This is a genomic window from Aeromonas sp. s4, from assembly GCF_040907855.1.
Lineage (GTDB): Bacteria > Pseudomonadota > Gammaproteobacteria > Enterobacterales > Aeromonadaceae > Aeromonas > Aeromonas caviae.
On sequence record NZ_JBFOCP010000014.1, the window covers coordinates 1 to 9,321 of the forward strand.

General features: G+C 62.4%; 12 protein-coding genes. 3 read left to right on the forward strand and 9 right to left on the reverse strand.

Annotated elements, in window-relative coordinates; all coding sequences use genetic code 11:
• The 8 genes from AB5Y89_RS02915 to AB5Y89_RS02950 all read right to left on the reverse strand — a co-directional run.
• On the reverse strand, positions 1–831 hold an 831-nt coding region (locus AB5Y89_RS02915), incomplete at its 3' end, for a TIGR03899 family protein (RefSeq protein WP_368222839.1).
• Between the two features lie 121 nt (positions 832–952).
• Positions 953–1,429 carry a DUF3299 domain-containing protein gene (locus tag AB5Y89_RS02920; protein ID WP_010675589.1) on the reverse strand — a complete coding sequence of 159 codons (477 nt, stop codon included), beginning with the start codon at positions 1,427–1,429 and terminating at the stop codon, positions 953–955.
• Between the two features lie 31 nt (positions 1,430–1,460).
• On the reverse strand, positions 1,461–2,708 hold the full coding sequence (locus AB5Y89_RS02925) for an ABC transporter permease (protein ID WP_368222841.1): 1,248 nt from the start codon (positions 2,706–2,708) through the stop codon (positions 1,461–1,463).
• 58 nt (positions 2,709–2,766) lie between these two features.
• Positions 2,767–3,453, reverse strand: a complete 687-nt coding sequence (locus AB5Y89_RS02930) for an ABC transporter ATP-binding protein (RefSeq protein ID WP_039040841.1) — start codon at positions 3,451–3,453, stop codon at positions 2,767–2,769.
• Between the two features lie 4 nt (positions 3,454–3,457).
• Positions 3,458–4,048, reverse strand: coding sequence for a DUF2796 domain-containing protein (locus AB5Y89_RS02935; RefSeq protein WP_368222842.1), 591 nt, complete (start codon positions 4,046–4,048; stop codon positions 3,458–3,460).
• Positions 4,049–4,084: 36 nt separating this feature from the next.
• Positions 4,085–4,375, reverse strand: a complete 291-nt coding sequence (locus tag AB5Y89_RS02940; protein ID WP_368222844.1) for a hypothetical protein — start codon at positions 4,373–4,375, stop codon at positions 4,085–4,087.
• 43 nt (positions 4,376–4,418) lie between these two features.
• A complete protein-coding gene (locus AB5Y89_RS02945) occupies positions 4,419–4,961 on the reverse strand; it encodes a YtfJ family protein (RefSeq protein WP_010675585.1) in 543 nt (180 codons plus the stop codon).
• Positions 4,962–5,165: 204 nt separating this feature from the next.
• Positions 5,166–6,044, reverse strand: coding sequence for a hypothetical protein (locus AB5Y89_RS02950; protein ID WP_010675584.1), 879 nt, complete (start codon positions 6,042–6,044; stop codon positions 5,166–5,168).
• A gap of 123 nt (positions 6,045–6,167) precedes the next feature.
• Here AB5Y89_RS02950 and AB5Y89_RS02955 point away from each other — a divergent pair, with 123 nt between their 5' ends.
• On the forward strand, positions 6,168–6,518 hold the full coding sequence (locus AB5Y89_RS02955; RefSeq protein WP_010675583.1) for a hypothetical protein: 351 nt from the start codon (positions 6,168–6,170) through the stop codon (positions 6,516–6,518).
• Between the two features lie 25 nt (positions 6,519–6,543).
• On the opposite strand, the gene ppa is transcribed toward AB5Y89_RS02955, so the two are convergent.
• The gene (gene ppa, locus AB5Y89_RS02960; protein WP_005335667.1) at positions 6,544–7,074 is read right to left on the reverse strand and encodes an inorganic diphosphatase; all 531 of its coding nucleotides are present in this window, start codon (positions 7,072–7,074) and stop codon (positions 6,544–6,546) included.
• A gap of 233 nt (positions 7,075–7,307) precedes the next feature.
• Here ppa and mpl point away from each other — a divergent pair, with 233 nt between their 5' ends.
• Positions 7,308–8,678, forward strand: a complete 1,371-nt coding sequence (mpl, locus tag AB5Y89_RS02965; protein ID WP_039040843.1) for a UDP-N-acetylmuramate:L-alanyl-gamma-D-glutamyl-meso-diaminopimelate ligase — start codon at positions 7,308–7,310, stop codon at positions 8,676–8,678.
• Positions 8,675–9,286: a flavin prenyltransferase UbiX gene (locus AB5Y89_RS02970; protein ID WP_346199071.1), complete on the forward strand. Its 612-nt coding sequence runs from the start codon at positions 8,675–8,677 to the stop codon at positions 9,284–9,286. The genes mpl and AB5Y89_RS02970 overlap by 4 nt, the downstream gene beginning before the upstream one ends.
• The last annotated feature ends 35 nt before the right edge of the window (positions 9,287–9,321 follow it).

Here is a 9,321-nt window from a genome sequence, read left to right on the forward strand (position 1 = left end):
CTCGCTGACCGGAGCCGGCATCTGGGTCTCTATCTGCAGATGGGTGGAGAGCAGGGTCTTCAGATCCTGCAGGTACTCCTCCAGGGGGGGCTCGTCCAGCAGCAGGGCAAGCTCGTTGCCGATGGGGGTGAGCCGGTAATAGAGCAGGGTGAGGTTGCTCTGGCGTTGGCGCAGACGCCAGCGCTGGTTGCCAAAGGCCAGCTCGACCCCGTCGGCGGGCAGGGGGCCGGATTCGAGCTCGCCACGGTGCAGCAGCCCGAGATCGCACAGCAGCAGCAGGGCGCTGTAGGGCACCCGGTATTTGCCGAGCCCCATCCGGGTGACCTTGGCGCGACTGAGCAGGCTGGCCCCCTTGTGCATGCCCAGCAGCAGGCGCTGCTCGTCGCTGCCCTCGTAGTGGCAGGAGAGGGCGCAGATGCGTTGGAACAACTGGGCTTCGCGCTGGGTCATCTCCTTGAGGGTGTTGAGGGCACGGATGGAGAAGCGGCCCGGGGTCGCCACTTCCAGGGCGAAGATGCGGCCCCACAACTGCTGCATGGGGGTCATGCTGATGTCTTCGGCCAGTTGCAGGAAGCGGGTGAGCCAGTCGCTGTCTATCTCGCCGCCGGCGGCGGTCTCTTCGCAGTGGCGCGCGGCCATCACCATGATGGATTCCAGATTGCGCTGGCGGGTAGCCTGCTCCGCCAACTGGCGAAAGGTGGCGCGCTGCTCGAAGGTGCTGTCGCTGTTGCGGGTGAGCATGCCATCGATGCCGCGGCTGCGGGCCAGGCGCAGGGTCTGCTCCTGGCTGCTCAGGATGGAACTCTCTTTCTTGGGGGGCAGGTCAGCCATGCTGGCTCCGTGATGGCAAGGTCTGGTAGTGAATGTTACTCCAACCAGATCCATGAACAATCCCTTTGCCGGGGTCGTCACGGGATAAAAAAATGGCCTCCCGGGGGAGGCCATAAGGTGCTCACTCTTCGTAGACGCTGACCTCGACCGCATCCATGGAGTACGAGGCGGTGGCCATCTCGTGGCTGGAGCTCACGGTGTGCATCTTGCCCTTGACCCAGATGGCGTCCCAGAGGTCATCCACCGGCGCCCCCTTGGGGTAGCTCACGTAGATCACCTGGTTGGTGGGCGGGGGCGGTACGTGAATGCAGGCGCCGAAGTAGGGGACCAGCAGGAAGGCGGTGATGGTCTTGGCATCCCCTTCCAGGGGCACCACGAACCCGGGGATCCGCACCTCCTGATTGTCCAGCTTCTTGTTGACGCCCCCCACCGGCTGCGGCACCGAGGAGAAGTCGCCATCATGGCTGACCTGGGGCGGTGGCAGCAGTTTTTCCCCCTCCGGGATGAGGATATCCCAGTCGATGGTCTTGTAATCTGCAGCCATGGCAGGCAGCACCAGCAGGCTGGCCAGCAGCGCCACTATTTTCCACTTCATCATCTGTTCTTCTCTCTTGGTCGGATGCGTCGGGTCAGACGCGAATGCTCATGCCGTCGCTCAGGCTGTAGCGGTAAGCGCGGGCGGCAGGCAGCAGCCCGATCACCATGCCCGCCAGCCAGACCAGGCCCAGCAGTTGCCACTCATAGGCGCTCGGCAGACCCAGGCTCATTTGCAGGCCATAGTGGCTGAGCAGCCAGGGGCTAGCAAGCCCCTGACCGAGATAGAGCGCGGCCACCCCGAGGGCGATGCCCACCGTGGTGAGTGCCATCGCCTCCAGCGCCAGCAGCAGGAAGAGGTGGGCAGGGCCCGCCCCCAGCGAGCGCAGAATGGCGAGCTCGCGGCGCCGCTCGTTGAGGCCGGCGAGCAGGGTGGTCAGCATGCCGATGAGGCCCGCCACCACCACGAAGCCCGCGATCACCGACAGGGCGGTCTCCGCCACGCTCATCAGCCCCCAGAGCTCCTGCAGAGCGGCTCCCGGCAGGATGGCCATCAGGGGCTCTCTGGTATAGGTGTTGACGCTGCGCTGCAACTGGAACGCCAGGATCCGGTTGCTCAGCCCCACCATGAAGGCGGTGATGGTCTTGGGGGTGAGATCCAGCGCCATCGCCTGTTCCGGGGTCACGTTCTTGCTGTGACGACCGGTGTCCCAGCCCAGGTGGATCGCCTCTATGCCCGCCAGCGGCACATGAATGGTGCGATCGATGGGGGTGCCGGTGGGGGCCAGGATCCCCACCACTTTGAACGGCATGTTGTCATGCTGGCTGAACGAGGTGTTGCCGGCGCCATGGGCGATGACGATGGATTGATCCAGGTGATAGCCGAGCTTTTCGGCCACCTGGGCACCCAGCACCGCTTCAAACGGTGTTTCGAAGGGGCGACCTTCGCGCATGACGAGCGCCTGCTGCTGGCCGTACTTCAGGTGGGTGAAGTAGTCCCCATTGGTGCCGAGCACGCGAAACCCCTTGTGGGAGTCGCCGAGGGAGAGGGGGATGGTCCAGGCGACGCCTGGCTTTGTCTTGATGGCCTGGTAGGAGTCCCAGCCCACGTTGTTGGTGGGGTTGCCGATGCGAAACACCGAATAGAGCAGCAGGTTCACCTGGCCGGAGCGGGCGCCGACGATGAGATCGGTACCCGAGACGGTGTTGGCGAAGCTGTCCCGTGCCTGACTGCGCACCCGCTCCACCCCGAGCAGCAGGGTGACGCTGATGGCGACGGCCAGCAGGGTGAGCCCGGCGGTGAGGCGACGGGCCCAGAGACTTTGCAGGGCGAGTTTCAGCATGAGAGCCTCCGCAGTGAAGTGGAGATGGCCGGACGGGCTGCGAGATGATGGCGTGTGGTCATGCCGCCCTCCGGTTGAGCTGTTGCAGGTTCTCCACCCGGGGGAAGAGGGGCTCCAGATAGGGATCGTGACTGACGAAGACCAGGGTAGATCCCTGCTTGTCACACTCCTCGAACAGCAGCCGGATGAAGGCGGCCCGGTTGTCGGTGTCCAGGGCCGAGGTGGGCTCGTCGGCGATCACCAGAGGAGGGGAGCCTATCAGGGCGCGGGCGGCGGCAACCCGCTGCTGCTGGCCGATGCTGAGGGCGTGGACGGGGCGATGGAGCGCCTCATCCGGCAGTTGCAGTTCTGCCAGCAGGCGGCGCGCCTCCTGCTCGGGGCTCCCTGTCAGGCGGGCCCGCTTGGCGGGTGAAAAGGTGAGGGCAGCGGTGACGTTGTCCTGCACCGAGAGAAACGGCAGCAGATTGAACTGCTGGAAGATGTACCCCAGATTGGCCGCCCGGAACTGGTCACGGGCGCGGCCGGAAAGCCGGGCCAGGGGCTGGCCCAGCACCTCCAGGGTGCCGTGGTTGGCGGTCTGGATACCGGCCAGCAACCCGAGCAGGGTGGACTTGCCACAACCCGATGGGCCCTTGATGAAGACGCGCTCACCCTCGTGGATGCGAAGGGCGGGCAGATCGAGGACGGCTTCGTGACCCGGCCAGGCAAAGGCCAGATCACGGATCTCAACCACGGCATGTTTCATGGTGTTACCAGCCCAGTTTGTTGGCGGACGGAGTCAGTTCGGCGGCGGTCTGGCCGGTGGGCAGTATGCCCTGCACGCTCAGCTTCTCCAGGCTCGGGTAGAGGCTGAACAGGGTGGCCTCGAGACCGGTGAGCTTGGCCGGGGTAGCACAGGTGTAGGTGTACATGGCCCCCATGTCCGCATGGCCCGCGTCGTCGTGATGGTGTTCATCGTGAGCGCCATCAGCCTTGTCGTGCTCGTGCTCGTGCTCGTGCTCGTGCTCATGGTCATGATCTTCCTTGGCTGCCTGCAGCTCCTGCTGGGTCAGCTTGCAGCCGGCGGCCGGGTCGAAACGGAAGAGGGAGTCGGGCTGCTGGAGGCGGGCCACCGCCTTGGCATACTGCGCTTTCTCCTCATCGGTGTTGGCGGCATGCTCGAAGCCCACCAGATCGGCGGCAGGGGCCTGCAACTCGATCATCAGCTGGTTGCCGTCGAGTACCAGGTTGAGGTGGCCGTGACCGTGCTCATGGGCACCGTGGCTGTGGCTTTCGTGTTCGTCGTGATTGGCCTGGGCGCCGAAGGCGGCAGCGGCCAGCAACAGGGTGACTGCTTTCATCGTTAATCCTTTTGAATAAATAGAGAAAAGATTGGTTCAAAAAAAGAAACAATGAAGGGGCGGCGGGGCGCGGATACGGCGATGTCCCGTGGTGCCGGTGGCCGCCCTCGGTTGGGGAGTGCCGATATACCGGTCGATGCCAAAGGAGAGGGGAGGGAGTACGGGGGTCGGCGTCAGTGCCAGCTTGCCATCCAGATGCAGGACGCAGAGGGTGCAGGCATGACCGTGATCGGGCAGGGCAGCTTCAAGAGGGTGCTGTGCCAGCACCGGTTGCATCCACAACCAGCCCAGCAGCAACACCCAGATTGTCAGTTTGGAACGACCCATAGACCCTTGTGGAAAGGGCGCCATCAGCGCCCTTCTCTCTGATTCAGAGATGGGACTGGATGAGCCCCATCACCTTGGTTATCTCGGCGGCATCGAGCTGGCCATCTTTGGCAAACAGCACCTTGCCCTCTTTATCCAGCAGTATGATGGCCGAACTTTCCGGCGTGAGCGCCCAGGCGTTGCGGGCCATCCCCTTGGCATCCAGCACCATGGCGGACCAGGGGAACTCCTTCTTGCTGTCCTCGGCACTGCTCTTCACGAAACCGGACGTGCCCCAGATGGCGTCATTGCTGTTGATGATGGTGACGGTCTGGTACTTGTCGTGGGGCAGCTTGGCCGCCTTGATCGCCTCGATCATGGGGGCATTGAGCTCCTTGGCGCTGGAGCGACCTGCAATGTGCTGGATCAGGAAGACCTTGCCGGTCAGGACCTTGCTCTGCCAGGGCTGATAGCTGATCTCCTTCTCCTTGAGCACCAGCTCCCCCTTGTCGCTGATGTTGACCAGCGGCACCTGGGTTGATTCCTTGATGTTGTGGGCCATGACCAGGGTTGGCAGCAGCGCCAGAGTAAGCACGAGATGTTTCATCCGGATGACACTCCTTTGTGATGTTATAACGATTTTTGGGTCGAGGGAATGGGACCCTGAACATCCTAAACTGATCGGATCTGTTTAAAAAGTGTTAAATAATGCAGGGTGCGACGGTGATCTTGTCAACATGGGCGCCATCCCCCAATGATGGCGGCAAGGATGGCATGTCATCCATCAAAAGCAAGTGATGGTCAGAAGAGGCTAGTAGAGCGGTTCGCTGATCAGGGGAATCTGGGCCATGGTCATCTGCTGGGCCAGCAGGGGAGAACCGGTGAGCAGCACGTGGCGCTGATTGCCGATCACCAGGGTGTCTCCCTCAAGGCCGCTGTCGGCCGTGATGGCGAGCCAGGCCGGCGAGACGCTGCCGATGCTGATGTTCGGATAGATGATGCTGAGACTGTACTGGGGCGCCAGCTCCGCCAGCAGACTGGCCATGAGCAGCGCCTTCTCGTCGCTGTCGGCCTTGTTGTCCTGCAGGGCCTGCAAGGGCGGAGCGAAGTGGTCCATTTGCTCGGGCGGGGTGGGGATGCCGCTCAGCCACTCCTGCAGCAGGGTGACGCTGGTGGCGAGATCCTTGGCCGAAAACTGCTGTGCCAGGGGTTTGAGGTCTCCCTTGAACTGATAGAACAGCTGGGAGTAGTTGGGGCGCACACAGGGCAGCTTCTGGTTGGCCGGGTGAACGCAGGGCTGGACCCGCATCTCGTAGAAGGCGTCCTCCTGATATTGCCGGTAGGCCTGCCAGAACTGGGCGGATTCGAGGCTGCTGTCGTGCAGGGTAAAGGCCTGTTCCAGGTTGCGGAACTTGGTAGCCGTCTCCGGGCTGTGCTGGTTGATCTGGTTGATGCTGTTGTAGAGGCGCGGACTGATGTAGGAGTAGAGTGTTTCCAGCGGGAAGTTGAGGGCGGTGTCGAGCTGTGTCATCTCGTGACGGCTGGCTGAAAAGGTGCGCTCATCCGCCGTCAATTGCAGGTGCTTTTGCTGACCATCCGCAGATTGCCACTGCCAGCTCAGGTTGATCTCGTTGGCCTGCGCCATGGTGCCGAAGAGCAGACTGCACAGAAAGCCTTGTGCCAGTTTCATGATGCGCCTCCGCCTGGGTTGATAATAAACAACTAGGTGAGTGACCGGCATTTGGATTGGTCTGGTGACAGATATATTGGTAATTATCTGATCTGACTTTAAATTTAATTCAGGAAATAAGTCATGGGGGAAATCATCATGAAGCTTGTTTCACGGTTTCTGCTGATATTGGTGGCCACGCCGGCGCTGGCGGGGCAGGTCATCGTCAATCAGGGATTGTCCAGCGCGGATACCTTCGCCCTGCGGGATCAGCTGGCCCGGGAGCATGAATGGCAGGAGTGGCTGCGCTTCCAGCAGGCCATCAAGTGGCTGGAGGTGCTGCCGGTCAACTGCGATCTGGTGGGAGGTGCCGGTCAGGAATATCGCTGCGGTGATGACTATTACCGCCCCTATCGGCAAAACGGGCGCGACCTCTATATCCAGGGGGATCCCCCCGGAGCGTCCCCGCAACGACCAATAAAAAAGGCGCCATAAGGCGCCTTTTTTGCGAGGAATACGCTTATTTTGCAGCGTAACGCTCGGCAGAGGTCTTGATTTCGGCTTCGGCAGCGGCCTTGTCGCCCCAACCTTCCACTTTGACCCACTTGCCCGCTTCCAGCTCTTTGTAGCGCTCGAAGAAGTGCTGGATCTGGGCTTTCAGCAGCTCGGGCAGATCGTTCACATCCTGGATGTGATCGTACTGCTTGGTCAGCTTGGAGTGGGGAACGGCCACGATCTTGGCGTCTTCGCCAGATTCGTCGGTCATCTTCAGCACGCCGACCGGGCGGCAGCGGATGACGGAGCCGGCCAGCAGCGGGTAGGGAGTCGGAACCAGCACGTCGACCGGATCCCCGTCCAGGGACAGGGTGGCGTTCACGTAACCGTAGTTGCACGGGTAGAACATTGGGGTGGACATGAAACGGTCAACGAAGATGGCGCCGCTGTCCTTGTCGACTTCGTATTTGATCGGGTCGGCGTTCTGCGGGATTTCGATGATGACGTAGATGTCGTCAGGCAGGCTCTTGCCGGCCGGTACCAGGTTCAGGCTCATGACGTTTCCTTTGAGTGTTGGAGTCAAGTTTGCAGGCCGACATTATAGCGATGTCCCGTCAAATGACCATATTTCAAGGGCCGGGTGGCGTGTTGGAGGGTGGCTTTTACCCGCGCTTGCCCGATTTCTGTCGTCTGCGGGCGCCGATGCCTTCGCTCCCCATGGGCGCGGCTTGTGCCACCGGGTCAACAGACCCTAGAATGCGCACTCCCTTTACTGGAAAAGGCAGCGGTATGCACATTCACATTCTCGGGATCTGCGGCACCTTCATGGGTGGTCTGGCGGTGTTGGCAAAACAGCTTGGCTATCGGGTGACTGGCTCCGACGCCAACGTCTATCCCCCCATGAGCACCCAGCTCGAGCAACAGGGCATCGAATTGACCGAAGGCTACGACCCCTCCCAGCTCGATCCGGCGCCGGATCTGGTGGTGATCGGCAATGCCATGAGCCGTGGCAACCCCTGTGTGGAATATGTGCTGGACCGCAATCTGCCCTATATCTCCGGCCCCCAGTGGCTGCTGGAGCACGTGCTGAAAGATCGCTGGGTGCTGGCCGTCGCGGGCACCCATGGCAAGACCACCACCGCCAGCATGCTGGCCTGGGTGCTGGAGTATGCCAAGCTGGAACCCGGTTTCCTCATCGGCGGCGTGCCGGGCAACTTCCCGGTTTCCGCCCGTCTTGGCTCGGCTCCCTTCTTTGTGATTGAAGCGGACGAATATGACTGCGCCTTCTTCGACAAGCGATCCAAGTTTGTCCACTATCACCCGCGCACCCTGGTGATGAACAACCTGGAGTTCGACCACGCCGACATCTTCCCGGATCTCGCCGCCATCCAGCGCCAGTTCCACCACCTGATGCGCACCGTGCCGAGCAACGGCCGGGTGCTCTTCCCCAAAGGCGATGACAACCTTACCGCCGTGCGCGAGATGGGCTGCTGGAGCGAGGTGGAGCTGGTGGGCCAGGACGACGCCAAGTGGAAGGCAGTGAAGCTGGCCGATGACGGCTCCGCCTTCGAGGTGTGGCTGGATGGCGTGAAACAGGGGGAGGTGCACTGGGAGTGCATCGGGGAGCACAACGTTAACAACGGTCTGATGGCCATCGCCGCTGCCCGCCATGCCGGTGTCATGGTGGAGCACGGGATCAACGCCCTCTGCCAGTTCAAGTCCCCCAAGCGGCGCATGGAGCTGAAAGGGGAAGTGGCCGGCATCAGCGTCTATGACGACTTCGCCCATCACCCCACCGCCATCGAGACCACCCTGGGTGGACTGCGCGCCAAGGTGGGCAAGGCCCGCATCCTGGCAGTGCTGGAGCCTCGCTCCAACACCATGAAGCTGGGGGTTCACAAGGAGGAGCTGGCCGGTTGCTTCGACGGTGCCGACGAGGTGTTCTTCTTCCAGCCCCCCAACATCGGCTGGGATCTGGGGGAGGTGACGGCCCACATGACCCGGCCTGCCCGGGTATTCGAGGCCCTTGATGCCCTGATTGGCGCCCTGGTGGCCGAGAGCCGCCCAGGGGATCATATTCTGATCATGAGCAACGGCGGGTTCGGCGGCATTCACGACAAGCTGATCGCCCGCCTCAAGGAGCTGCAGAGCGCATCATGAACAAGGCCATCACCCTGGCGCTGACCGGCGCCTCCGGCGCTCCCTATGCCCTGCGCCTGCTGGAATGCCTGGTGCAGGCGGACTATCGGGTCTTCCTGCTCGCCTCCTCGGCGGCCAGGGTTGTGCTCAAGACCGAGCAGCAGCAGGATTGGCCGGGCTCCCCCAGGGAGCTGTCGGTGTACCTCTGTCGCCAATATGGTGCCAAAGAGGGTCAGATCGTCGCCTGCGGCAAGGAGGAGTGGTTCTCGCCTGTGGCTTCCGGCTCGGCGGCCCCCAAACAGATGGTGGTCTGCCCCTGCTCCATGGGCACCGTCTCGGCCATTGCCAACGGCACCTCGGACAACCTGCTGGAGCGCGCGGCGGACGTGGTGATCAAGGAGCGGGGCCAGCTGATTCTGGTGCCCCGGGAGAGCCCCTTCTCGGCGATCCATCTGGAGAACATGCTCAAGCTTGCCCGTCTTGGCGTGACCATCATGCCGGCGGCGCCAGGGTTCTACCATGAACCCAAAAGCATCGAAGATCTGGTGGACTTCATGGTCGCCCGCATCCTCGACCACCTGGGTGTCGAGCATGAGTTGACCAGTCGCTGGGGTTATGCAAACCACTGATACGGCGGGGAGCGGACAAAAAAGCGGCGCCGGGC